Below are 23,421 nucleotides of genomic sequence, written 5' to 3'. Positions count from 1 at the left end.
GACGGCGCGAAGGCGGGACTGGATGAACGCGGTGGAACCGATCAGGGTGCTCCTCGTCGACGACGACCCGCTGGTGCGCGCGGGCCTCTCGTTCATGCTCGGGGGCGCGCCCGACATCGAGATCGTCGGCCGGGCGGGCGACGGCTCGGAGGTCCCCGCCCTCGTCGCCGAGACCAGGCCCGACGTCGTCCTCATGGACATCCGCATGCCGGACGTGGACGGGCTCGCCGCGACCGAGGCGCTGCGGGCACGGCCCGACGCGCCCGAGGTCATCGTCCTCACCACGTTCCACGCCGACGAACAGGTACTGCGCGCGCTGCGCGCCGGCGCCGCGGGTTTCGTCCTCAAGGACACCGCGCCCGCCGAGATCGTCGAGGCGGTCCGCCGGGTCGCCTCCGGAGCTCCCGTCCTGTCGCCGACCGTGACCCGGCAGCTCATCACGCGGGCCGCCGGCCCCGACCCGCAGCAGGACCGCAGGGCACGCGCGCGTGAACGGCTCGCCGAACTGGCCGACCGTGAGCGGGAGGTGGCCGTCGCCGTGGGCCGCGGCGCCGCCAACGCGGAGATCGCCGCCGAGCTCTACATGAGCGTCGCCACTGTCAAGGCTCACGTCTCCCGCATCCTCGCGAAGCTCGGCCTGAACAACCGCGTCCAGATCGCCCTCCTCACACACGACGCGGGACTCCTGGACGACTGACCTGCGCGGCACGGGTAAATTCAGACGTGATCCGGGCGCGGGCGAACAGCGCCCAGGGTCCGCCGCACGGGGGAGGATGACGATGGCCGGACCACGCCGGCGCACGGTGCGTGACCTCAGACGCAACAACCGGGCCACGGTGCTGCGCAAGCTCTACTTCGACGGCCCGCTCAGCCGACAGGAGTTGGGACCCCTCACGGCGCTCAGCTCGGGGTCGATCAGCAACGTCGTCTCCGAACTCGTCGCCGACGGCCTCCTGGAGGAGGCCGGGTCGGTCGACTCCGACGGCGGCAGGCCACGCACGCTCCTGCGCGTCGCCCCGCACTGCGGCCATCTCGCCGGCGTCGACATCGGCGAGACACGCGTACGCGTGGAGCTGTTCGACCTCACCCTGAACGAACTCGCGCGCGTGGACGCCCCGTTGCCCGACGGACGCCATGACGCGCAGGACGTCGTACGGATCGTCGCGGCCGGCCTGGCGCAGGTGCTCGACGAGGCGAAGGTCGCCCCGGACGCCCTCATCGGCGTCGGCATCGGCGTGCCCGGCATCGTCGACGCCTCCGATGCGGGCGGCGTCGTCGGAGCCGTCGTGCACGGCCAAGCCATCGGCTGGGACGCCGTCCCCCTCGAAGCGATGCTCCGTGACCGCGGTGAACTCCCGCCGGAACTACCCCTGTTCGTCGACAACGGCGCCAAGACTCTGGGTCTCGCCGAGATGTGGTTCGGCGCGGGCCGCGGCGCCCGCACCGCCGTCGTCACCCTCATCGGCTCCGGCGTCGGCGCCTGCGTCATCGCCGACGGCGTCCCCTACCAGGGCTCGTCCGGCAGCGCGGGGGAATGGGGCCACACCACGCTCCAGGTCGGCGGGCGCCGTTGCCGGTGCGGGGCGCGCGGCTGCCTGGAGGCTTACGTGGGCGCCGAGGCGCTGCTCGAACGATGGCGCGAGAGCGGCGGCCACTGGACCTCGACCGACGAGGAGGGGGCGCTCGCCGAACTCCTCGCCGCCCCCGGCGCCGGTGAACTCCTCGACGAGACGGCCGAGTTCCTCGGCGCGGGCATCGCCGACCTCGTCAATCTCTTCAACCCGGAGCGCATCGTCGTCGGCGGCTGGGCCGGGCTCCTCCTCGGTCCCCGCCTCCTCGAACCGGTCCGGCGGGCGGCCGCCGCGTACGCCCTGCGCCACCCGTACGCGCAGACCACGATCGAACTCGGGCGCCTCGGGCCCGACGCGGTGACGGTCGGCGCGGCGACCCTGCCGCTCGCGCGCTTCCTCGCCGAGGGCGGCGCGGCGATCACCTCACGGGAACCGATCGTCAGTGGCGCGAGTTAGATTCAGCAGAAGACGAGGGTCAGGGTCACTGCGAGGGGCGGCGCCATGGGGGAAGCGATCGATCTGGGCGAGTACGCGGGCTTCACGGCCGACCCGTATCCCGTCTACGAGGAGCTGCGCGCCCGCGGCCCGGTGCACCGTGTGCGGCTGCCCAAGCCGGCCGACGACGGCGAGGCATGGCTGATCGTCGGGCACGAGGAGGCGCGCGCCGCGCTCACCGACCCGCGCCTGGTCAAGTCCCCCGCCAAGCTGGGCTTCTCCGGCCTCGACGAAGAGCTGATCGGCACCCATCTGCTGATCACCGACCCGCCGCACCACACGCGGCTGCGCTCCCTCGTCACCCGCGCCTTCACCGCACGCCGCGTCGAGTCGCTGCGCCCGCGCATCCAGCGCATCACCGACGACCTGCTCGACGCGATGCTCCCGCACGGTCGCGCCGACCTCGTCGAGTCGTTCGCCTTCCCGCTGCCGCTCACGGTCATCTGCGAGCTCCTCGGTGTCCCGGACATCGACCGCGCCGACTTCCGGCGCATGTCGAACGAGGTGGTCGCGCCGAGCGACCGCGACGGCGAGTACGCGACGTTCGCGGAACTCGCCGCGTACCTGCGCGACCTGATCGAGGACAAGCGGGCGTCGGCCCCCGCCGACGACCTGCTCAGCGCCCTGATCCGCACGACCGCGGAGGACGGCGACCGGCTCTCGCCCGACGAGCTGCGCGCCATGGCCTTCATCCTCCTCATCGCGGGCCACGAGACGACGGTGAACCTGATCGCGAGCGGCGTACGCGCCCTGCTGACCCACCCCGACCAACTCGCCGTGCTGCGCGCCGACATGACCCTCCTGGACGGCGCCGTCGAGGAGATGTTGCGGTACGAGGGTCCCGTGGAGAACGCGACGTACCGCTTCACGGTCGAGGACACCGAGGTCGGCGGCACGGTCATCCCCGGCGGCTCCGCGGTCCTCGTCGGGCTGGCCGCCGCCGCCCATGACCCGGAGCGCTTCCCGGAGCCGGACCGCTTCGACATCCGGCGCGACGCCCGGGGCCACATCGCCTTCGGACACGGCCTCCACCACTGCCTCGGCGCACCCCTGGCCCGCCTCGAAGGCCAGATCGCCCTGCGCTCACTTCTGGACCGCGCCCCCGCGCTCGCACTCGACGGCCCGGCGGACGACTGGCTGCCCGGCATGCTGATTCGCGGCGTGCGAAGCCTGCCGGTCCGGTGGTGACCGACGCCCCCGCGCGCGAGGTGCCGGTCACCGCGGCCGTCAACCAGGACGACATGTTCGTCGACCGTGAGCAGTCCCTGGAGACGGCGAAGCTCGTACGCGGGCTGCGCGCCTGGGTCTTGGACGCGCACGCCCACGACGGCGTGAAGGCGGACCCCGCGGTCCTCGACCGGCTGATCGCGATGGCGCGCGGGGAGGCCTGAGCCGGGCTCGCCGAGGGGCCCTGGGGATCAGCCCCCGGGGATCTCCTCCATCCGGACCAACCGCCGTTCCCGGCGGGACAGTTCGCAGGCCTCCGCGATCCGCAGCGCGTGCAGCGCCTCGCGGCCGTCGCACGGGTTCTCGCGTTCGCCGCGCACCACGTCGACGAACGCGACGAGCTCCGCCTCGTACGCGGGGGCGAAGCGTTCCAGGAAACCGGGCCAGGGCTTGGACGCGGCGGGCGGGCCCTTGGGCTCGGTGGAGGCGACGGGCGTGCGGTCGTCGAGGCCGACGACGACCGTGTCCAGCTCGCCGGAGAGCTCCATGCGCACGTCGTAGCCCGCGCCGTTGCAGCGCGTCGCCGTCGCCGTGACCAGCGCGCCGTCGTCCAGCGTGAGGACGGCGGCCGCCGTGTCGACGTCCCCGGCCTCGCGGAACATCGCGGGTCCGGCGTCGGACCCGGTCGCGTACACCTCCGTCACCTCGCGACCGGTCACCCAGCGCAGGATGTCGAAGTCATGGACCAGGCAGTCCCGGTAGAGCCCGCCGGAGAGCGGCAGATACGCGGCCGGCGGCGGCGCCGGGTCGCTGGTCATGGCCCGTACGGTGTGCAGCCTGCCGAGGCGGCCCGAGCGCACCAACTCGCGCGCCGCGGTGTACCCCGCGTCGAAGCGGCGCTGGAAGCCCAGCTGGAGCACCGTTCCGGCCCGCTCGACCTCGCCGAGCGCGGCCAGTGTGCCCGGCAGGTCGAGGGCGATGGGCTTCTCGCAGAACACCGGGAGCCCGGCCCGCGCCGCCCGCCCGATCAGCTCGCCGTGCGCGGACGTCGCCGCCGTGATGACCACCGCGTCCACGCCCCACGAGAAGATCTCGTCCACCGTGGGCGCCGCCGTCGCGCCGATCCGGTCCGCGAGCGCGACGGCCCGCTCCGGGTCCGCGTCCGTGACGACGAGCGAGCCGACCTCGCGGTACCGCTCCAGAACTGCTGCGTGAAAGGTGCCGATACGGCCCGTCCCGATAAGTCCGATGCGCATGCAGTCAAGGTGCCGCCCGGGGAACCCGCTGTCAACGGTTTGTCCGGACAACCGAACTTCACGACTTCCCGTCAACATTCCTTGCGACTACGCTCGGCCCGTGGCCAAACCAGTAGTCGATCCGACCGTGTCGCTCCAGCTCAGCGTGGACCGCAGCAGTCCGGTCCCGCTCTATTTCCAGCTCTCCCAGCAGCTGGAGGCGGCGATCGAGCGCGGCTCCCTGACCCCCGGCAGCCTGCTCGGCAACGAGATCGAGCTCGCGGGCCGGCTCGGTCTGTCCCGGCCCACCGTGCGCCAGGCCATCCAGTCCCTCGTCGACAAGGGCCTCCTCGTCCGCCGCCGCGGCGTCGGCACCCAGGTCGTCCACAGCCAGGTCAAGCGCCCCCTGGAACTGAGCAGCCTCTACGACGACCTGGAGGCGGCGGGCCAGAAGCCCGAGACGCGCGTCCTGGCCAACACGCTCGTGCCGGCGTCCGCCGAGGTCGCGGCCGCGCTCGGAGTGGGGGAGGGCGACGAGGTGCACCGGGTCGAGCGGCTGCGGCTGACCCACGGCGACCCGGTCGCGTACCTCTGCAACCACCTGCCCACCGGGCTGCTCCCGCTCGACACGGAGCGGCTGGAGGCGACGGGGCTCTACCGGCTGATGCGCGCCGCCGGGATAACCCTGCACAGCGCCCGCCAGTCCGTCGGCGCCCGCGCAGCCACGGTCGAGGAGGGTGAGCGGCTCGCCGAGCCCGCGGGCGCTCCGCTCCTGGCGATGCAGCGGACCACGTTCGACGACACCGGCAGGCCCGTCGAGTTCGGGTCGCACACGTACCGGGCGTCCCGCTACTCCTTCGAGTTCCAGCTCCTCGTACGGCCGTAGAAGCGCCGTGGACGTGGCGTGGAAGACCGGCCGTAAGAATGTTATGACAAAGTCATTGACGGTGCCGGGTACCCACCGCTAGAACTCCTCCAGCCGCACACGGGCGGCGAGGAGAGAGGTGGCACACCATGCGCACAGCCCGCACGGCAGCAACCCTCATTGCGGTCGTCGCACTCGCGGCCGGATGCAGCAGCTCCGGAGGCAAGACCTCGGAGGACAAGGCCGACGGCTCCACAAGCGGCAAGCCCGCCGGCACGCCCCGCCTGAAGATCGCGATGGTCACCCACTCCGGCGAGGGCGACACCTTCTGGGACATCGTCCAGAGCGGCGCCAAGCAGGCCGCGGCCAAGGACAACGTCCAGTTCCTCTACTCGAACGACAAAGAGGCCAAGGGGCAGGCCGAGCTGGTCCAGTCGGCGATCGACAAGAAGGTCGACGGGATCGTCGTCACCCTCGCCAAGCCCGAGGCCATGAAGGCCGTACTCGCCAAGGCGAAGGACGCCGGGATCCCGGTCGTCACGATCAACTCGGGCGGCGAGTTCTCGCAGCAGTTCGGCGCGCTCACCCACATCGGGCAGGACGAGTCCGTGGCCGGCGAGGCCGTCGGCAGCGAACTCAACAAGCGCGGCCGGAAGAAGGCGCTCTGCGTCATCCACGAACAGGGCAACGTCTCCCTGGAGCAGCGCTGCGCCGGCGTCAAGAAGACTTTCAAGGGCACTGTCGAGAACCTCAACGTCGAGGGCACCAACGCCCCCTCGTCCCAGTCGTCCATCGAGGCCAAGCTCCAGGCGGCCAAGGACATCGACGCGGTCGTCGCGCTCGGCGCCCCCACCGCGGCCGTCGCCGTCAAGGCGAAGCAGGACGCGGGCAGCGAGGCGGAGGTCGACACCTTCGACCTGAACGCGGCCGTGGTCAAGAGCCTCAAGGCCAAGGACGTCGGCTTCGCCGTCGACCAGCAGCCCTACCTCCAGGGCTATCTCGCCGTCGACGAACTGTGGCTCTACAAGACCAACGCCAACGTCATCGGCGGCGGAAAGCCCGTCCTGACAGGCCCGGCGATCGTCACCGAGAAGGACGTGCCGAAGCTCGAGAAGTACACCGCGCGCGGTACCCGGTGAACGGATGCGTGATCCCAGTGCCTGATACTTGGACGTTTGGGGCCGGTCGTCGAGCCCCCGGGGCAGGTCCGCCGGCCCCGCAGAACCAGGCACCAGAAGAAGAAGGGCACGGCCTCGTGGCACGGTTTCGGAGCTGGGTGAGCATCGCCCTCGCAGGGGCAGTCGGTCTCACCCTCGCGGGGTGCAGCAGCACAGGCGGCAAGCGGGCGGAGGACGCCAGGAAGGCGGCCACGGCCCAGGGCAAGGCCGCGGTGAACACCCCGCGCTGGACCGTCGCGATGGTGACCCATTCGGGCGACGGCGACACCTTCTGGGACATCGTCCAGAGCGGCGCCAAGCAGGCCGCGATCAAGGACAACATCAACTTCCTGTACTCGCACAGCGACGAGGCGCAGCAGCAGGCCCAGCTCGTCGACGCGGCCGTGGACAAGAAGGTCGACGGCCTGATCGTCACGCTCGCCAAGCCCGACGCCATGAAGGCCGCCGTCGCCCGCGCCGAGAAGGCCGGCATCCCCGTGATCACCGTGAACTCCGGCTCCGAGGAGTCCAAGAAGTTCGGCGCGCTCACGCACATCGGCCAGGACGAGACGATCGCGGGCCAGGCCGTCGGCGAGGAGCTGAACAAGCGCGGCCGCAAGAAGGCCCTGTGCGTCCTGCACGAGCAGGGCAACGTCGGCCACGAGCAGCGCTGCGCCGGCGCCAAGGAGACCTTCAAGGGTCAGATGCAGAACCTGTACGTCGAGGGCACCAACATGCCCGACGTCCAGTCCTCCATCGGCGCCAAGCTCCAGGCCGACAAGTCCATCGACTCCGTCGTCACGCTCGGCGCGCCTTTCGCCGCCACCGCCGTGAAGGCCAAGCAGGACGCGGGCAGCAAGGCCGAGATCGACACCTTCGACCTCAACGAGAAGGTCGCCGCCGGCCTGAAGGACGGCACGCTCGGCTTCGCCGTCGACCAGCAGCCCTACCTCCAGGGCTACGAGGCCGTGGACCTGCTCTGGCTCTACCGCTACAACGCGGATGTCCTCGGCGGCGGAAAGCCGGTCCTCACCGGACCGCAGATCATCACCAAGGAGCAGGCGGCCAAGCTCGAGGAGTACACGAAGCGGGGGACCCGATGAGCGCCGCCGCACCAGGGACCCCGCCGCTGACGGACGAGCGGCTCCTGAAGACATCGCCGCTGCGCAAGCTCATGGGCCGGCCCGAACTCGGCTCGGTCGTCGGCGCCGTCGCCGTCTTCCTCTTCTTCGCGATCTTCGCGGACAGCTTCCTGCGGGCCTCCAGCCTCGCCACGGTCCTGTACGCGTCGTCGACGATCGGCATCATGGCCGTACCCGTGGCCCTGCTGATGATCGGCGGCGAGTTCGACCTCTCCGCCGGCGTCATGGTCACCACGTCCGCGCTGATCTCGTCGATGTTCAGCTACCAGATGACGGCGAACGTCTGGGTCGGCGTGGGCGTCTCGCTCCTGCTCACGCTCGCCATCGGCGTCTTCAACGGCGTCATGCTGACCCGCACCGACCCACCGAGCTTCATCATCACGCTCGGGACGTTCCTGATGCTGACCGGCATGAACCTCGGCTTCACCAAGCTGATCAGCGGCACCGTCTCCACCAAGTCGATCTCCGACATGGAGGGCTTCTCCTCCGCGAAGGACGTCTTCGCCTCCACGCTCACCATCGGCGGCGTCGACTTCAAGATCACCATCCTGTGGTGGCTCGCCCTGATCGTCGTCGCCACCTGGATCCTGCTGCGCACCCGCGTCGGCAACTGGATCTACGCGGTCGGCGGCGGCGAGGACGCGGCCCGCGCCGTCGGTGTCCCGGTCAACAAGACCAAGATCGGCCTGTACATGGGCGTCGCCTTCGGCGCCTGGATCTCGGGGCAGCACCTGCTGTTCTCGTTCGACGTCGTGCAGTCCGGCGAGGGCGTCGGCAACGAGCTGATCTACATCATCGCGGCCGTCATCGGAGGCTGCCTGATCACCGGCGGCTACGGGTCCGCGGTCGGCGCGGCCATCGGCGCCCTGATCTTCGGCATGACGAGCAAGGGCATCGTGTTCGCCGAGTGGAACCCGGACTGGTTCAAGTTCTTCCTCGGGGCGATGCTGCTCCTCGCGACCCTGCTCAACGCGTGGGTCCGCAAGCGCGCGGAGGCGACGAAATGACCGAGACCGCAGAACGTACGGCGCTTGTGGAGCTCGACGGCGTCAGTAAGTACTACGGCAACATCCGGGCCCTGGAGGACGTCTCCCTCGTCGTGCACGCGGGCGAGATCTCCTGCGTCCTCGGCGACAACGGCGCGGGCAAGTCGACCCTCATCAAGATCATCGCGGGTCTGCACAAGCACGACTCCGGGTCCTTCAGCATCGAGGGCGAGGAGACACGGCTCGCCAACCCACGTGAGTCCCTCGACCGCGGCATCGCCACGGTCTACCAGGACCTCGCCGTCGTCCCGCTGATGCCGGTCTGGCGGAACTTCTTCCTCGGCTCCGAGCCGACGAAGGGCTCCGGCCCCTTCAAGCGCCTGGACGTCGACCTCATGCGCCGGACGACCCACGCGGAGCTGCTCCGTATGGGCATCGACCTGCGCGACGTCGACCAGCCCATCGGCACGCTCTCCGGCGGCGAGCGCCAGTGCGTGGCGATCGCCCGCGCCGTCTACTTCGGCGCCAAGGTCCTCGTACTCGACGAGCCGACCGCCGCCCTCGGCGTCAAGCAGTCCGGCGTCGTCCTCAAGTACGTCGCCGCCGCGCGCGACGCGGGCCTCGGCGTGGTCTTGATCACGCACAACCCGCACCACGCCTACCTCGTCGGCAACCGCTTCGTCCTCCTGAAGAGGGGCACGATGTTCGGCAGCTACGCACGCGACGAGATCACCCTGGACGAACTGACCCGCCAAATGGCAGGCGGCAGCGAACTGGACGACTTGCGCCACGAGCTGGAGGGCCGGGACGCCCCGTAGGCATGGCACTCCGTTCAGGCCCCGCGCCCCATAGGGGCGCGGGGCTGTGCCATTTGCGGCTCCGCCGCGGGGGGCGACCGGCCACGAACAACCCGCACACGAAGAGGGAACTGCGGTAGCGCCCCGCCCACCACGAGTGACCGGCACTGCTCGGATACGCCCTCACGGCAGCGAAATGGCACAATCGGCGCGATGAGCACCTACCGCGACCTCGCACACCGCGGCTCCGCACGAGCCACCGTCCTGCGGACCGTCGGCACGCGCGAGCGCCGTTCCCACCTGACGGCGCCCCGCGTCCCGACCGTCGGTATCGACATCGGCGGTACGAAGGTGATGGCGGGTGTCGTCGATGCCGACGGCAACATCCTGGAGACCCTGCGCACCGAGACGCCGGACAAGTCCAAGAGCCCGAAGGTCGTCGAGGACACCATCGTCGAGCTGGTCCTCGATCTTTCCGACCGGCACGACGTGCACGCGGTCGGCATCGGCGCGGCGGGCTGGGTCGACGCCGACCGCAACCGTGTCCTGTTCGCCCCGCACCTGTCCTGGCGCAACGAACCCCTCCGGGACCGCATCTCCGGCCGCCTCGCCGTCCCCGTCCTGGTCGACAACGACGCCAACGCCGCCGCCTGGGCCGAGTGGCGGTTCGGCGCGGGCCGTGGCGAGGACCACCTCGTCATGATCACGCTGGGCACCGGCATCGGCGGCGCGATCCTGGAGGACGGCCAGGTCAAGCGCGGCAAGTTCGGCGTCGCCGGCGAATTCGGCCATATGCAGGTCGTCCCCGGCGGCCACCGCTGCCCGTGCGGCAACCGCGGCTGCTGGGAGCAGTACAGCTCCGGCAACGCGCTCGTGCGCGAGGCCCGCGAGCTCGCCGCCGCGGACTCCCCGGTCGCGTACGGGCTCATCGAGCGCGTCAAGGGCAACGTCCCCGACATCACGGGCCCCCTCATCACCGAGCTCGCCCGCGAGGGCGACGCCATGTGCATCGAGCTGCTCCAGGACATCGGCCAGTGGCTCGGCGTCGGCATCGCGAACCTCGCGGCCGCCCTCGACCCGTCCTGCTTCGTCATCGGCGGCGGCGTCTCCGCGGCCGACGACCTCCTGATCGGCCCGGCCCGCGACGCCTTCAAGCGCCACCTCACCGGCCGCGGCTACCGCCCCGAGGCCCGCATCGCCCGCGCCCAGCTCGGACCCGAGGCCGGTATGGTCGGCGCCGCGGACCTCGCCCGGCTCGTCGCCCGCCGCTTCCGCCGCGCCAATCGCCGTCGCGTGGAACGGTACGAACGCTACGAGCGTTACCACCAGGGCAAGGGCTTCGGCCCGGGCCCGCAGAGCCCGGCGAGCGCCGCCGGCGAGAATCAGGGACCCAAGTAATGACCGTGCCACGCCAGCCCTCGTCCCCCGACGAAGGGCAGCGCCCCCCTGGGAACCGCCGGAGGGTCATCCGCCGCCGCGCGCTCACGCTGCTCACGATCGTGCTGCTCATCGGCGTGCCCGCCGGCTATCTGGTGATCTCCGCGGACCAGAGCCGTAGCAGCGGCAAGGACAAGGAGGCCAAGTACTCCGCGACGGGCCTCACCATCGGGTGGCCCTCCAAAGTCCAGCGCCGGCTGTACCAGGTGCCGATCCCGGTCTCCTCCGCCAAGGGCGTCGCGTACTACGAGACGAACAACCTCAGGACGAGCCGCCTCTACGCCCGCTTCCGCACGACGGACGCGGGCCTCGACAAGTTCCTGAAGACCATCGGGACCAGCTCGTCCAAGCTGAAGAAGGACGAGATCGCCATCAGCCCGCGCAACCAGAAGGTCGTCGGCTGGGTCTTCGACGGGCCCGGCCCCTACTGGGGCCTCACCCACAAGCAGAAGAACCCCGAGCCGACCCTGGACATCGTGGTGAACCGCGCGAACCAGGCGAAGCCCTTCGTGTACGTGGTGTCGACGACGACGCCGTAGCGCCGGCACGCACCCGGCACCGCTCACCGCTCCTAGCGGTCGGCGGCCTTCACATGGCCTCCCCGAACCCCGTACACCACCAATCCCAGGCATACACTCCGTGCACACTCACGGGCCCCGCCCCGAACCCTCACAGAGCGACTGGATAGCGTGGAGCAAGTGAGTGAGACGAAGACACCTGCCCTCCAGTATCGCCTCGACGGCCCGGACGACGCCCCGGTGCTCATCCTCGGGCCCTCGCTCGGCACCACCTGGCACATGTGGGACCGGCAGGTACCCGAGCTCGCCCGGCAGTGGCGGGTGTTCCGTTTCGACCTTCCCGGGCACGGCGGCGCCCCCGCCCACCCGGCCGGTTCCGTAGCCGACCTCGCCACGCGGCTCCTGGCCACGCTCGACGAACTCGGCGTGCAGCGCTTCGGCTACGCGGGCTGCTCCCTGGGCGGCGCCATCGGCGCGGAGCTGGCGCTGCGCCACCCCCAGCGCGTGGCCTCTCTCGCGCTGATCGCGGCCTCGCCCCGCTTCGGCACCGCCGACGAGTTCCGCCAGCGCGGCGTGATCGTCCGCAGCAACGGCCTCGACCCCATCGCCCGCACGTCCCCTGAGCACTGGTTCACCAGCGGCTTCGCGGCCGCCCAGCCCGCCATCACCGACTGGGCCGTGCAGATGGTGCGCACCACCGACCCGGGCTGCTACATCGCGGCCTGCGAGGCGCTCGCCTCCTTCGACGTACGGGCTGAGCTCGGCTCCATCGGGGCCCCCACGCTCGTCCTCGTCGGCTCCGACGACCAGGTGACGGGCCCCGCACAGGCGCGCACGCTCGTCGCCGGCATACCGGACGCCCGGCTCGCCGTGGTGCCCGGCGCCTCGCACCTCGCCCCGGTCGAGCAGCCCGCCGCCGTCACCGACCTCCTCGTACGGCACTTCTCCACCGCCTGGCAGCCCGCGTACGAGACCGGGCAGCACGCGATCCCCGCCGCCCCCGTCAAGCCCGTCCTCGCGCCGCCGCCCCCGCCGGTCGCCCCCGTCGCGGAGATCGGCCCCATGGAGGCTCAGCCCGAGGCGGCTGTCCGGCCCGACCGGCACGACATGGGTCTCAAGGTGCGCCGCGAGGTGCTCGGCGACGCGCACGTCGACCGGGCCCTGGCCTCCGCGGACGCCTTCTCCGGCGACTTCCAGGAGTTCATCACCCGCTACGCGTGGGGGGAGATCTGGAGCCGGCCGGGCCTCGACCGCCGTATGCGCAGCTGTGTGACGCTCACCGCGCTCGTGGCCGGCGGCCACCTCGACGAGCTGGCCTTCCACACCCGGGCCGCCCTGCGCAACGGCCTCACCGCCGACGAGATCAAGGAAGTGCTGCTCCAGGCCGCCGTCTACTGCGGTGTGCCCGCGGCGAACTCGGCGTTCAAGGTGGCCCAGGCCGTGATCCGCGAGGAGACCACCCCGCAGGAGTAGGCCGCAGGAGTAGAAGACGGACGCCGGGACGGGCCGGACGCGGGCGGGGAGCGCAGGATGGTTCGTATGAAGCTCACGAAGAAGATCCATGCCTGCGTCCGCCTGGAGAAGGACGGGCGGACGCTCGTCATCGACCCGGGAGGCTTCTGTGAGGAGGACGCGGCTGTCGGCGCCGAGGCGATCCTCGTCACGCACGAGCACGCCGACCACTTCAACGAGGCCCGGCTGCGGGCGGCCCTCGACGCCGACCCGGCCACCGAGATCTGGACCTTGAAGTCCGTGGCCGACAAGATCTCGTCGGCGTTCCCGGGACGGGTGCACACGGTCGGGCACGGTGACACGTTCGAGGCAGCCGGTTTCGACATCCAGGTCCACGGCGAACTGCACGCCGTCATCCACCCGGACATCCCGCGCATCACGAACGTCGGCTATCTGATCGACCACGGCCGCGTCTTCCACCCCGGCGACGCGTTCACCGTCCCCGACCAGCCCGTCGAGACCCTCCTCGTGCCCGTGATGGCCCCCTGGAACAAGATCGCCGAGGTCATCGACTACCTCCGAGAGGTCGGTCCGCAGCGCGCGTACGACATCCACGACGCGCTGCTGACCGACCTGGCGTGGCCCATCTACGAAGGGCAGATCGGGGCGCTCGGCGGGACGGACAACCTGCGGCTGACGCCGGAGGAGTGCGCGACGCTCTGAGCGCCCCTCGGGGGTCTGTGAACTCCCTTTACCGGCCCAGGAGTTCGACGATCTCGTCGGTCGTGGCGAGTTCCGCGATCCGCGGGAAGATCTTGCCGAAGCTGTGCTCGTGGGAGGCGGCGTCCGTGTCCGTCGTCGCGTCCTCGACCACTGTGAGGTGGTAGCTCAGCTCGAACGCGGACCGGGCGGTGGACTCGACGCCGATCGAGGTCGAGATCCCCGCGAGCACGATCTGCGTCACGCCGCGGCGGCGCAGCTGGAGGTCCAGCTCCGTCCCGGTGAAGGCGCCCCAGTGGCGCTTGGTGATCACGATGTCGTCGCCGAGCGGGCCGAGCTCGTCCGGGAACTCGGAGAACGCGGCGGGCGGCGCCTGGGTGAGCCCCGGGGTGGCCGACCGGCTCACCGGCAGGTCGCCGCCGTCGGGGGACCAGGCGACGCGGACCCGCACGACGGGCAGGCCCTTGGCGCGGAAGGCCTCCGCCAGTGAGGCCCCGTTCTTCAGGACGGCGTCGGAGGGGTGGACGGTGGGCAGGCCGAGGATCCCGTTCTGAAGGTCGATGAGGACGAGGGCGGTGCGCTCGTCGAGAGTGGTGGCGGGCATGGGGGTGCTCCTTGCGGATCCGGGGGAGATGCTTCGACAGGCTAACTTTCGAGCAGGGAAACTTGCAAGGTAGCCTGCCTATCGCGCCTGCCTGCGGGTCCCCCCGGGTCCGGCGGGCGTTGTCGTACCCGCCCGGTAGGTTGTGGGCATGCGGATTGCTACCTGGAATGTGAACTCGATCACCGCCCGGCTGCCCAGGCTCCTCGCCTGGCTGGAGAACACCGGGACGGACGTGCTGTGCGTCCAGGAGACCAAGTGCACGGCCGAGCAGTTCCCCGCGGACGAGCTGCGCGAGCTGGGCTACGAGTCCGCGGTGAACGCGACCGGGCGGTGGAACGGCGTGGCGCTGATCTCCCGCGTCGGCCTGGAGGACGTCGTCACCGGCCTGCCCGGCGACCCTGGTTACGAAGGCGTCCACGAGCCCCGCGCGATCTCCGCCACGTGCGGCCCCGCGCGCGTGTGGTCGGTGTACGTGCCGAACGGCCGCGAGGTGGACCACCCGCACTACGCGTACAAGCTCCAGTGGTTCGAGGCGCTCAAGGCGGCCGTCGCGGGCGACGCGGGGGGCTCCCGCCCGTTCGCCGTGATGGGCGACTACAACGTCGCGCCGGCGGACGACGACGTCTGGGACATCTCCCTCTTCGACGGCGCCACACACGTCACCCCCGCGGAGCGCGCCGCGCTCGCCGCGCTCCGTGAGACGGGCCTGTCCGACGTGGTCCCGCGCCCCCTGAAGTACGACCACCCCTTCACCTACTGGGACTACCGCCAGCTCGGATTCCCCAAGAACCGTGGCATGCGCATCGACCTCGTCTACGGGAACGAGCCGTTCGCCAAGGCCGTGAAGGACTCGTACGTGGACCGCGAGGAGCGCAAGGGCAAGGGCGCCTCGGACCACGCGCCGGTGGTCGTGGACCTGGACGTATAGGGCGAGGTCGCTCCGCGATCCGGGTGGCCGGAGGCGAAGGCCCGCATGCCCCGCGATCCGAGGGCGCCGGAGCCCTACGGCTTCAGTGCCCCCAGATCCACCGCCCGGGCCATCGCGTCGAGCCCCGCGTCCCCGGGGTGCAGATGGTCCCCGCTGTCGTACTCGGGCCGGATCCGCGCGGGATGCGCCGGATCCCGCACCACGGCATCGAAGTCGACCACCGCGTCGAAGTCGCCCCCGCTGTCCCGCACATACGCGTTGACGACCTCCCGCTCCCGGTCCGCCGTGGCCGTGCACAGGGTCTCGCCCTCGCACGGAGTGACCGTCGCCCCGACCACGCGCAGGCCCCGCGCGTGGGCGCGGGCGGCGATCTCCCGCAGTCCGGAGACGACTTGGGCCCCGGAGAAGCCGGCCCGTACGTCGTTGACGCCCTGGAACACGACGACCGTGCGGGCCGACGTCTGGGACAGCACGTCACGGTCGAGGCGGTGCAGCGCGCTCACACCGCCCGTGTCCGTGGAGACGCCGTCCCCCGCATAGCGGTCGCCCGTCACCCGGTTCGCCGAGATCCCCTGGTTCAGGACCCCGTAGTGCGGCACCGCGTCCTGCTCGCGCAGCCGGGTGGCGAGGACGTCGGGCCAGCGGTGGTTCGCGTCCGGCGTCGACTTCACGCCGTCCGTGATGGAGTCGCCGAGCAGGACGACCGACCCGGGCCCGCCGCTCACGTCGACACCGGTGAGCAGCGGCCAGTACGTGATCGTTGACGTGTACGAGGCCGCTGAGACCTCCGCCGTGTGATCGCCCGGCAGGCTCACGTACGAGCGCTGGATCGCCTGGCTGTGCACCGGCGCCGTGGCGACCGCCTCCGGGAGGTGGAAGCTGACCAGCAGATTCGCGCCCGCCGGCACATCGAAGCCCACCGCGTCGCTGAACGCCTGCGCCCCCGCGGGGATCTCAGTACCCGCCGCGCCCCGGAACGTCAGCGGCACCGGATCGGCCTTGGCCCCGGCGCCCGCGTCCTGCACGGCCACCGTCGCGCTCCCGACCCGCACCGGCGCCGACGCGAACGTGTTGTCGAGCCGGATCCGCACGCGCGGCCCGCCCACGCTGGTGTGCACGACCAGCCGCACCGTACGGTCCGCCCAGGGCCCGACGGCCGTGTATCCGGCGGTGGACGCCGACCAGGTGCCGGTCCACCCCGGCGCGGGCGAGCGCACCGACAGGGCGAAGACATGCAGATCGGGGGCGCCGGGGTCCCGGGGCAGATCCACGGAGGCGATCGCGCGGCCCTTGGTCACGGGCACGGTGACGACGAACAGGCGTGTCTTCTCGGCGAGTTGGCCGCCGGGTGTGTTGCGGTGCGGCAACGCCACGGACTTGGTCGCGAGCGGCCCCGTGCGCCAGTCGGGCGCGGTGAGGCGGTACGTGGAGCGCGAGCCGTCCCGGTAACGCACGGTGCCCGAACCGGCCGCGTCACCGCCGGTTCCGGCCACCAGGAAGGACAGCGCGTCGCCCCGGCCGTGCACGCGGACGCGCTGGCCGTCGGCGCGCACGTTGTCGGGCCCCGCCGCCGCTGTGCGCGGCCAGGTGAGGCGGGCGCCCTCAACACCCAAGGCGCGCCCGGGAGTCCAGCCGGCCGCCGTCAGATCCCCGGCGGACAGCGAGCTGCCCGAGCCGTCGAAGTCGGCCTCCCCGGCCCGGTCGTCGGCGCTGACCGCCCTGTTGTCGAAGAGCCGCTCCAGGGGGAGCGGCTCGGGTCTGTGCGGGGCGGCCTGCGCGACGGCGGTTGGGGCGAAGCCCGTAAAGAGCGCCAGTACAGCTGCCGTTCCCCAGACGTGTCGGCGCACGACCGACTCCCTCCACTTGCGGGTGAGACGTGACAGGTGCGCCATGAAGCTAAAGACGAGACTGGTTCGCGTCAATGAGCCGCGTGCGAACGTGGCCCGAACTCTCCGTAACGGGGCTCCGCGCGCCCTGTGGTGCGACGGCCTGCGGGGATGTCAGGGTGAGTGGTATGAACATCCCTTTCTTGGACAACTGGCGCAAGAAGCACGGCTCCGCTTTCGGCGTGGCCGTCTTCACCGAGAGTGACGGCGGGGCCGAGGGCGTCGCGGAGCTTCTCTCCGAGTGCGAACTGCTGCGCTCGCAGGCGCACGAGGCGGGGGTCGAACTGGACGACACCGTCGCGTCGTTGGAGGCACTCGACCAACTGGTGCCGCGCTGGCGCGAGGACGAGGAAGCGCTGCCGTGGCTCGGCAACGACGCGGGCCTGTACCTCGGTACGGTCCTCGTCCGTCAGGTGCCGGGCGCGATGTGGGTGATCTGGCCCAACGGGCAGCCGGTGGTGCGGCTCCGCTCCGGCCGCGAGGTCGACGTCGTCGCCGCGGGCCACGAGTGGGCGACGAGCGGGGCTCCCGAGTTGTCGCAGTTCTACGCCGAGACATCGGAGACGTAGAACCGCAAATACGGTTAATGCCCATACGTGCGTGTCGTCGGTCAAGTCCAAAATTGACGTGGATAGTTTGCGCGGACCGACACAGCTGAGAGTGGGCAGGTCTGCCATGGCCGTCGATCCGTTGATCGAGCTGCGTGACGTCAACAAGTACTACGGCGAGCTGCATGTCCTCCAGGACATCAACCTCACCGTCGGCAAGGGGGAGGTGGTGGTGGTCATCGGCCCTTCGGGGTCGGGAAAGTCGACGCTGTGCCGGACGATCAACAGGCTCGAGACGATCCAGTCGGGGAACATCAGACTCGACGGACAGCCGCTTCCGGAGGAGGGCAAGGCCCTCGCCCATCTGAGGGCCGAGGTGGGGATGGTCTTCCAGTCCTTCAACCTCTTCGCGCACAAGACGGTCCTGCAGAACGTCTCCCTCGCCCAGATGAAGGTCAGGGGCCGCAAGAGGGACGAGGCCGACAAGCGCTCCCGTGAACTCCTGGACCGGGTGGGGCTCGCCTCACAGGCGGCCAAGTTCCCTGCCCAGCTCTCCGGCGGCCAGCAGCAGCGCGTGGCCATCGCCCGCGCCCTCGCGATGGACCCCAAGGCCCTCCTCTTCGACGAGCCGACCTCGGCCCTCGACCCGGAGATGATCAACGAGGTCCTCGAGGTGATGCAGCAGCTCGCCCGTGAGGGCATGACCATGGTCGTGGTCACCCACGAGATGGGCTTCGCCCGCTCCGCCGCCAACCGCGTCGTCTTCATGGCCGACGGCCGCATCGTCGAGGACCGCACCCCCGAGGACTTCTTCACCAACCCGCGCAGCGAGCGGGCCAAGGACTTCCTCTCCAAGATCCTCAAGCACTGAGCGGGGAGCGCACCGCATGATCCGTCCGACACGTGTGTGCCGTGCCCTGGCGGCGCTCACGGCACTGCTCGCCGTCTCCACGGCCGCCGCCTGCGGCAAGGAGGGCAGCCCGCCGACCAAGGGCCCGGCCCCCGACAAGCTGCCCACCTACCAAGTGGCGAAAGACTTCCGACTGCCCTCCTCGCCCACCTGGGAGCGCGCCAAGAAACGCGGCTACTTCATCGTCGGCGCCAAGGAGGACCAGCCGTACCTGGGGGAGAGGGACCCGGCGACCGGCCTCTTCTCAGGCTTCGACATCGAGATCGCCAAGATGATGTCCGCCTCGCTCGGCTTCCCCCCGAAGACCATCCACTTCAAGACGATCGCCTCGGCCAACCGCGAAACCGCCCTGCAGAACGGTCAGATCGACTACTACGTCGGCACCTACACCATCAACGCCATGCGCAAGAAGCTCGTCGGCTTCGCGGGCCCGTACTTCCTGGCGGGTCAGGACCTGTTGGTACGCAAGGACGAGAACGACATCCACGGCCCGCAGGACCTGGCCGGCAAACGCGTCTGCTCGGCGAGCGGTTCGACCCCCTACCAGCGCATCAAGACCGACTACCCGAAGGCGACGCTCGTCGCGTACGACACGTACTCGGTCTGCGTCGACAACCTGCTCACCTACCAGGTCGACGCCGTCACCACCGACGACGCGATCCTGATCGGCTTCGCGGCGAAGGTGCCCGACCAACTCAGGGTCGTGGGCAAGCCGTTCTCCGAGGAGCCGTACGGCATCGGTGTGCGGCGCAGCGACAACGCGCTGCGGATGGCGCTCAACGACGCTTTGGAGGCCCGCGAGAAGAACGGCGACTGGAAGAGGGCCTTCGAGGCGACGCTCGGCCAATCCGGCGTGCCCGCGCCCACCCCGCCCCCCATCGACCGCTACCCGGCGAGCTGAGGAGGCCCCGTGGACGTACTGACCAGCAATTTCTCCACCTTCGCCAAGGGGTTCCTCGGGACGGTCGAACTGACCGTCTACGCCTCGATCCTCGCGCTCGTCCTCGGCTTTGTGATGGCGTCGTTCCGGGTCGCGCCCGTCGGATCCTTCCGTGTCTTCGGCACGGTCTGGGTCAACATCCTGCGCAACACCCCGCTGACCCTGCTGTTCTTCGCGGTACTCCTCGGCCTGCCGCGCTTCGGAATCGTGCTGCCCTTCAAGGTGTTCGCGATCCTCGCCCTCGGCTGCTACACCTCGGCGTTCATCTGCGAGGCCCTGCGCTCCGGCATCAACACCGTCCCGAGGGGACAGGGCGAGGCGGCCCGCAGCCTCGGCATGACGTTCGGTCAGACGCTGTCGATGGTCATTCTCCCGCAGGCCTTCCGGTCGGTCATCCCGCCCGTCGGCTCGACCCTCATCGCACTCGCCAAGAACTCGGCGATCGCCGGCGCCTTCAGCGTCAACGAGCTGCTCGGCACCTACAAGACCCTCAGCGAGCTGGGCTACAACATCATCTGGACGTTCTTCTGGATCGCCGTCGGCTACCTGATCATCACCCTCACCATCAGCGCGATCTTCAACGTGCTCGAGAAGCGCTGGGGAGTTCCCCGATGAAGGCTCTTGCCCACGACGCCACCGCCCTCTACGACGTACCAGGGCCGAAGACCGAGCGCCGGCACCGGCTGTACGGGGTGCTCTCCACCCTGATCCTGCTCGGCCTGCTCGCCTGGATCTTCTACCTCCTGTTCGACACCGACCAGTTCACGTACACGAAGTGGATGCCCTTCGAGTACAAGGGCATCCAGGAGCTGCTCCTGCGCGGGCTCGGCAACACGCTGAAGGCCTTCGCCATCGCCGCCGCGCTCTCGCTCGTGCTCGGGACCGTCCTCGCGGTGGGGCGCCTGTCCGACCACCGGCCGGTGCGCTGGCTCGCCACGCTCGTCGTGGAGTTCTTCCGCGCGATGCCCGTCCTGGTGATGATCTTCTTCATCTTCGTGGCGCTGAAGGTCCAGCCGCTGCCAGCCCTCGTCGCCGGGCTAGCCCTCTACAACGGCTCGGTGCTCGCCGAGGTCTTCCGCTCCGGTGTCAACTCCGTCGAACGCGGCCAGGGCGAGGCCGCGTTCGCGCTCGGCATGCGCAAGACCCAGGTCATGACGCACGTCCTCGTGCCGCAGGCCGTACGTGCCATGCTGCCCGCCATCATCAGCCAGCTGGTGGTCGCCCTGAAGGACACCTCGCTCGGCTATCTCATCACCTACGAGGAGTTCCTCCACGCCGGGAAACTCATCGCCTCGAACCTCGACTACGATTTGCCTTTCATCCCCGTGGTGATGGTGATCTCTCCGATCTACATCGGGATGTGCATGCTGCTTTCGTGGTTCGCCCAGTGGGTGTCCAAGCGCCAGCGGCGCAACCCCAAGGTCGAGGCGGCCGAAGTCGCCCCGGCCGAACCGGGGACGCTGCTGCCGGGGGTGCAGTAGCAGGGGCTCCTTGCAGAGACCACAGGGCCATGCCCGCCCGGCAGCAGCCGGAGATCACTGCTCGCGCAGGGGGATCGACACGTATGACGGGTCGTCCTTCGGCGAGGAGAAGGTCAGCTGTGCGCCGGTCGGGTTGTGCTCGATATAGAGCGGGTCGACCGTGTCGACGACCAGGGCGAGCCGGTGCCCTGCCGGGACGTCGTAGGCCGTGGAGAACAACTCCAGGTCCACGCCGAACGGAGCACCGGGTGTCTTGCCGTGGAAGGTGTACGGCGCGTTGCTGACCAGCTTGCCGAGGCCGAGCGGGCCCACGTCGTAGAGGTACGCGACGAGGGTTCCGCTCTCCTTGGTCGGGGTGAGTGTCGTGTGCAGCTTCGCCGTCCCGCGCACATGCTGTTCGGACGTGTACTTCTCCGACTGCCACACGCCCGCCCAGCGGCGCGGCAGCAGCGGCACCGAGGCCGTCGGGGGCAGCCGCAGGAACTGGTCGAGGATGTTCGAGAGTTCCAGGAGCCCGCCGTTGGCGCCCGAGTCGACGTTCGTGTGGATCGTGGTCGTGCCCGCGAGGGCGATCTTCTTCTTCGTCGCGCCGACCGACTTCCAGTCGGGGTAGCTCTCGTACGCGCCGGTGGAGCGGGACTTGATGCGGACGGGGAGCTCGCGGTCGACGCCGTTGTCGTCGCCCTTGAGGTAGTGGTCGAACCAGCGGTGCGTGTCCTCCCACGTGTCGTTGGGCAGCCCGAGCAGTCCGGTCGCCTCGGCCGTGGCGTGGTCGCCGGGGCGGAACTCCAGGCGCTTGGGCGTGGTGAGCTTCTCGTAGAAGTCCGCGTACTGGTTGGGCGGGAAGATGGTGTCGCCCCAGGCGTTGCCGAGCAGGATGGCGGCGCCGTTCTTGTTGATGCTGTCGATGTACGTCTCGGGGGAGCGCTTCTTGCCCCACGCGATCATGTCGTCCTCCTTGGCCAGGTTCGAGCCGAGGAAGTCCTTCATGACCTGCTGGAGTTCGGGGCTCGGGCGGCCCGTGAGATAGCCGGCGCCGGAGAGCAGGGCGGCGGCCTGGAAGTGCTGGGTGCGGCCCGAGTAGATCGAGTCGATCAGGTCGCCCCAGCCGCTGAGCGCCGCCACTGCCTTGATGCGCTTGTCGTGCCCCGCGGCGAGCAGGCTGATGCCCGCGCCGTAGGAGACGCCCGCCATGCCGACCTTGTCCGGGTCGGCCTGGGTGTTCGCGAGGGCCCAGTCGATGACCTTCGAGGCGTCCTCGATGTCCTCGGGGCCGCCGACCTCGATCTCGCCGCCGGACTGCCAGAAGCCGCGCGAGTTGTAACTCACCACGACATAGCCGGAGTCGGCGAGCTGCTTGGCCTGGGCGAGGTACTCGATCTGCGGCACGGCCCAGCTCGTGGGGAGCACGACGACCGGGTATCTGCGCGAGGTGTCGGAGGGGGCTACGACATTGGCCTTGAGGACCGTTCCGCCGGCGCCGCTGATGTCGACGAAGCGCACTCCCGGCCCCGGCGCCGCCTGTGCGGCGGGGGCCAGGCCGAGTGCCGCCCCGGCGATCAGGGTCGCGGACACGGCACCAACAGTGGTCGTACGCAGCGCTCTGCGCGGGTGTCGCGGGTGTCCCACGGGTCACTCCTCACTCGTGTCAGTGCAAAGTGACCCGACGGTAACCGTGGGGCATTACCGTAGGTAACCCGTCGGTAAGTTACGTACGGGTAACGATGTTTTGTTGTTCAACGGCGTCCGCCGGACTGCAGGTCAGGGGCGGGTCACTTCGCCCGGTGCGAGGAGGCGCGGGGCGTCGCCGCCGGGGCCGGCGCCTGGGCGGCGCGGGTGACGTCCCCGACCAGTTCGACCACATCGGGGCCGTACGCCTGGGAGTTGACGACCTTCAGGAGGAGCGCGAACGCGTTGCCGCCGTGCTTGCGGGCCAGGCGCTCGTGGTGGCGGGCGAGATAGCGGGTGGCCGCCTGGTTGGTGACCGGCAGCTGGCCGCAGAAGAGGAAGACCGGGCGCGAGCCCTGCCCCTGGCCCGCCGTCAGCCGGGCGAGCAGCACGTACTCCGTGATCCCCGGTTCCAGGCGGTAGCGCTCGCTTCCTATCTGGAACGCGCCGCGGTCGGGGCCGGGCTCCGGATCCGTGTTGACGCGGATGCCCGGCAGAAGGCTGTGCATATGGGCGGCCATCCGGCGGTTCGACGCCGGTCCGCCCACACAGAACTCGGTGCGCTCCCCGAAGCCCTGCTGGGCCGTGTCGTGCGCGACGACCTGCGCGTGGGCCCCGCAGTCCTTGATGATCGCCGAGAGTTCGAGCAGGGCGAAGACGTCGTGACGCTTCACCGTCAGCTCGGGGCCGCCCGCGTCGCGATTGACCACGAGGAGCGACTCGGAGTTGTCGGGCAGCCCGAAGAAGGCCTGCCTGCGGCGGAGTTTGCGCTTCCACAGATAGGTGCGGGCGAGCCAGCCAAGGGCGGCGCTGATCCCGGCTGCGATCACGCCGAGGAGGATGTTGCGCACGTCTTCAGTCATGGGGGCGCATGCTAGCGGGCGGACGGATCCTTGTTCGAGGGGGTCCTGACG

The 23,421-nt window shown here is 70.3% G+C and carries 24 protein-coding genes; 19 read left to right on the top strand and 5 right to left on the bottom strand.

The window, feature by feature from the left end:
• Positions 1-22: 22 nt before the first annotated feature.
• The 4 genes from ACWFR4_RS06355 to ACWFR4_RS06340 all read left to right on the top strand — a co-directional run bounded on the left by ACWFR4_RS06355 (position 23) and on the right by ACWFR4_RS06340 (position 3,457).
• Positions 23-697 (top strand): response regulator, encoded by a 675-nt coding sequence (locus ACWFR4_RS06355; RefSeq protein ID WP_453458322.1) that lies wholly within the window; start codon positions 23-25, stop codon positions 695-697.
• A gap of 82 nt (positions 698-779) precedes the next feature.
• Positions 780-2,027 carry an ROK family protein gene (locus tag ACWFR4_RS06350; protein WP_453651111.1) on the top strand — a complete coding sequence of 416 codons (1,248 nt, stop codon included), beginning with the start codon at positions 780-782 and terminating at the stop codon, positions 2,025-2,027.
• 45 nt (positions 2,028-2,072) lie between these two features.
• A complete protein-coding gene (locus ACWFR4_RS06345; protein ID WP_453458316.1) occupies positions 2,073-3,254 on the top strand; it encodes a cytochrome P450 family protein in 1,182 nt (393 codons plus the stop codon).
• Entirely contained in the window at positions 3,251-3,457 is a 207-nt protein-coding gene (locus tag ACWFR4_RS06340; protein WP_453651109.1) for a hypothetical protein, read from the top strand. The genes ACWFR4_RS06345 and ACWFR4_RS06340 overlap by 4 nt, the downstream gene beginning before the upstream one ends.
• A 27-nt stretch (positions 3,458-3,484) precedes the next feature.
• On the opposite strand, the gene ACWFR4_RS06335 is transcribed toward ACWFR4_RS06340, so the two are convergent.
• Positions 3,485-4,489, bottom strand: coding sequence for a Gfo/Idh/MocA family protein (locus tag ACWFR4_RS06335; protein ID WP_453458310.1), 1,005 nt, complete (start codon positions 4,487-4,489; stop codon positions 3,485-3,487).
• Between the two features lie 127 nt (positions 4,490-4,616).
• Here ACWFR4_RS06335 and ACWFR4_RS06330 point away from each other — a divergent pair, with 127 nt between their 5' ends.
• The 9 genes from ACWFR4_RS06330 to ACWFR4_RS06290 all read left to right on the top strand — a co-directional run bounded on the left by ACWFR4_RS06330 (position 4,617) and on the right by ACWFR4_RS06290 (position 13,545).
• Positions 4,617-5,354 (top strand): GntR family transcriptional regulator, encoded by a 738-nt coding sequence (locus ACWFR4_RS06330; protein WP_453458360.1) that lies wholly within the window; start codon positions 4,617-4,619, stop codon positions 5,352-5,354.
• Between the two features lie 128 nt (positions 5,355-5,482).
• Positions 5,483-6,472 (top strand): sugar ABC transporter substrate-binding protein, encoded by a 990-nt coding sequence (locus tag ACWFR4_RS06325; protein WP_453651107.1) that lies wholly within the window; start codon positions 5,483-5,485, stop codon positions 6,470-6,472.
• Positions 6,473-6,588: 116 nt separating this feature from the next.
• A complete protein-coding gene (locus ACWFR4_RS06320; protein ID WP_453651105.1) occupies positions 6,589-7,593 on the top strand; it encodes a sugar ABC transporter substrate-binding protein in 1,005 nt (334 codons plus the stop codon).
• Positions 7,590-8,639, top strand: a complete 1,050-nt coding sequence (locus ACWFR4_RS06315; RefSeq protein ID WP_266558330.1) for an ABC transporter permease — start codon at positions 7,590-7,592, stop codon at positions 8,637-8,639. Before ACWFR4_RS06320 ends, ACWFR4_RS06315 begins: the two co-directional genes overlap by 4 nt.
• Positions 8,636-9,436: an ATP-binding cassette domain-containing protein gene (locus ACWFR4_RS06310; protein WP_266675261.1), complete on the top strand. Its 801-nt coding sequence runs from the start codon at positions 8,636-8,638 to the stop codon at positions 9,434-9,436. The genes ACWFR4_RS06315 and ACWFR4_RS06310 overlap by 4 nt, the downstream gene beginning before the upstream one ends.
• A 192-nt stretch (positions 9,437-9,628) precedes the next feature.
• A complete protein-coding gene (locus tag ACWFR4_RS06305) occupies positions 9,629-10,813 on the top strand; it encodes an ROK family glucokinase (protein WP_453458299.1) in 1,185 nt (394 codons plus the stop codon).
• Positions 10,813-11,391, top strand: coding sequence for a sugar kinase (locus ACWFR4_RS06300; protein ID WP_453651103.1), 579 nt, complete (start codon positions 10,813-10,815; stop codon positions 11,389-11,391). The genes ACWFR4_RS06305 and ACWFR4_RS06300 overlap by 1 nt, the downstream gene beginning before the upstream one ends.
• 159 nt (positions 11,392-11,550) lie before the next feature.
• Positions 11,551-12,843, top strand: coding sequence for a bifunctional 3-oxoadipate enol-lactonase/4-carboxymuconolactone decarboxylase PcaDC (gene pcaDC, locus ACWFR4_RS06295; RefSeq protein ID WP_453458293.1), 1,293 nt, complete (start codon positions 11,551-11,553; stop codon positions 12,841-12,843).
• 66 nt (positions 12,844-12,909) lie between these two features.
• A complete protein-coding gene (locus ACWFR4_RS06290; protein WP_453458291.1) occupies positions 12,910-13,545 on the top strand; it encodes an MBL fold metallo-hydrolase in 636 nt (211 codons plus the stop codon).
• A gap of 28 nt (positions 13,546-13,573) precedes the next feature.
• Here ACWFR4_RS06290 and ACWFR4_RS06285 read toward each other — a convergent pair whose 3' ends face one another.
• On the bottom strand, positions 13,574-14,146 hold the full coding sequence (locus tag ACWFR4_RS06285) for an isochorismatase family protein (RefSeq protein ID WP_453651101.1): 573 nt from the start codon (positions 14,144-14,146) through the stop codon (positions 13,574-13,576).
• A gap of 148 nt (positions 14,147-14,294) precedes the next feature.
• Here ACWFR4_RS06285 and ACWFR4_RS06280 point away from each other — a divergent pair, with 148 nt between their 5' ends.
• Entirely contained in the window at positions 14,295-15,074 is a 780-nt protein-coding gene (locus ACWFR4_RS06280) for an exodeoxyribonuclease III (RefSeq protein WP_453651099.1), read from the top strand.
• A 74-nt stretch (positions 15,075-15,148) separates the two neighbouring features.
• Here ACWFR4_RS06280 and ACWFR4_RS06275 read toward each other — a convergent pair whose 3' ends face one another.
• A complete protein-coding gene (locus tag ACWFR4_RS06275; RefSeq protein WP_453458283.1) occupies positions 15,149-16,966 on the bottom strand; it encodes an SGNH/GDSL hydrolase family protein in 1,818 nt (605 codons plus the stop codon).
• Positions 16,967-17,088: 122 nt separating this feature from the next.
• Here ACWFR4_RS06275 and ACWFR4_RS06270 point away from each other — a divergent pair, with 122 nt between their 5' ends.
• From ACWFR4_RS06270 to ACWFR4_RS06250, 5 genes are all read left to right on the top strand, one after another.
• Positions 17,089-17,529 (top strand): DUF6278 family protein, encoded by a 441-nt coding sequence (locus ACWFR4_RS06270; RefSeq protein WP_453458280.1) that lies wholly within the window; start codon positions 17,089-17,091, stop codon positions 17,527-17,529.
• 106 nt (positions 17,530-17,635) lie between these two features.
• The gene (locus tag ACWFR4_RS06265; protein WP_227298142.1) at positions 17,636-18,379 is read left to right on the top strand and encodes an amino acid ABC transporter ATP-binding protein; all 744 of its coding nucleotides are present in this window, start codon (positions 17,636-17,638) and stop codon (positions 18,377-18,379) included.
• A 16-nt stretch (positions 18,380-18,395) separates the two neighbouring features.
• On the top strand, positions 18,396-19,319 hold the full coding sequence (locus tag ACWFR4_RS06260) for a glutamate ABC transporter substrate-binding protein (protein WP_266558309.1): 924 nt from the start codon (positions 18,396-18,398) through the stop codon (positions 19,317-19,319).
• A gap of 9 nt (positions 19,320-19,328) precedes the next feature.
• Positions 19,329-19,973 carry an amino acid ABC transporter permease gene (locus ACWFR4_RS06255; protein WP_453458277.1) on the top strand — a complete coding sequence of 215 codons (645 nt, stop codon included), beginning with the start codon at positions 19,329-19,331 and terminating at the stop codon, positions 19,971-19,973.
• Positions 19,970-20,839 (top strand): amino acid ABC transporter permease, encoded by an 870-nt coding sequence (locus ACWFR4_RS06250; RefSeq protein ID WP_453458275.1) that lies wholly within the window; start codon positions 19,970-19,972, stop codon positions 20,837-20,839. Before ACWFR4_RS06255 ends, ACWFR4_RS06250 begins: the two co-directional genes overlap by 4 nt.
• Positions 20,840-20,893: 54 nt before the next feature.
• Here the strand turns inward: ACWFR4_RS06250 and ACWFR4_RS06245 are convergent, their stop codons facing one another.
• Both ACWFR4_RS06245 and ACWFR4_RS06240 read right to left on the bottom strand, forming a co-directional pair.
• Positions 20,894-22,468: an alpha/beta fold hydrolase gene (locus tag ACWFR4_RS06245; RefSeq protein WP_453458273.1), complete on the bottom strand. Its 1,575-nt coding sequence runs from the start codon at positions 22,466-22,468 to the stop codon at positions 20,894-20,896.
• A gap of 143 nt (positions 22,469-22,611) precedes the next feature.
• On the bottom strand, positions 22,612-23,370 hold the full coding sequence (locus ACWFR4_RS06240; protein ID WP_453651097.1) for a hypothetical protein: 759 nt from the start codon (positions 23,368-23,370) through the stop codon (positions 22,612-22,614).
• Positions 23,371-23,421 lie beyond the last annotated feature (51 nt).

The organism is Streptomyces sp. NPDC055140 (genome assembly GCF_053607285.1).
This window is presented reverse-complemented; position numbering and strand designations above follow the sequence as displayed.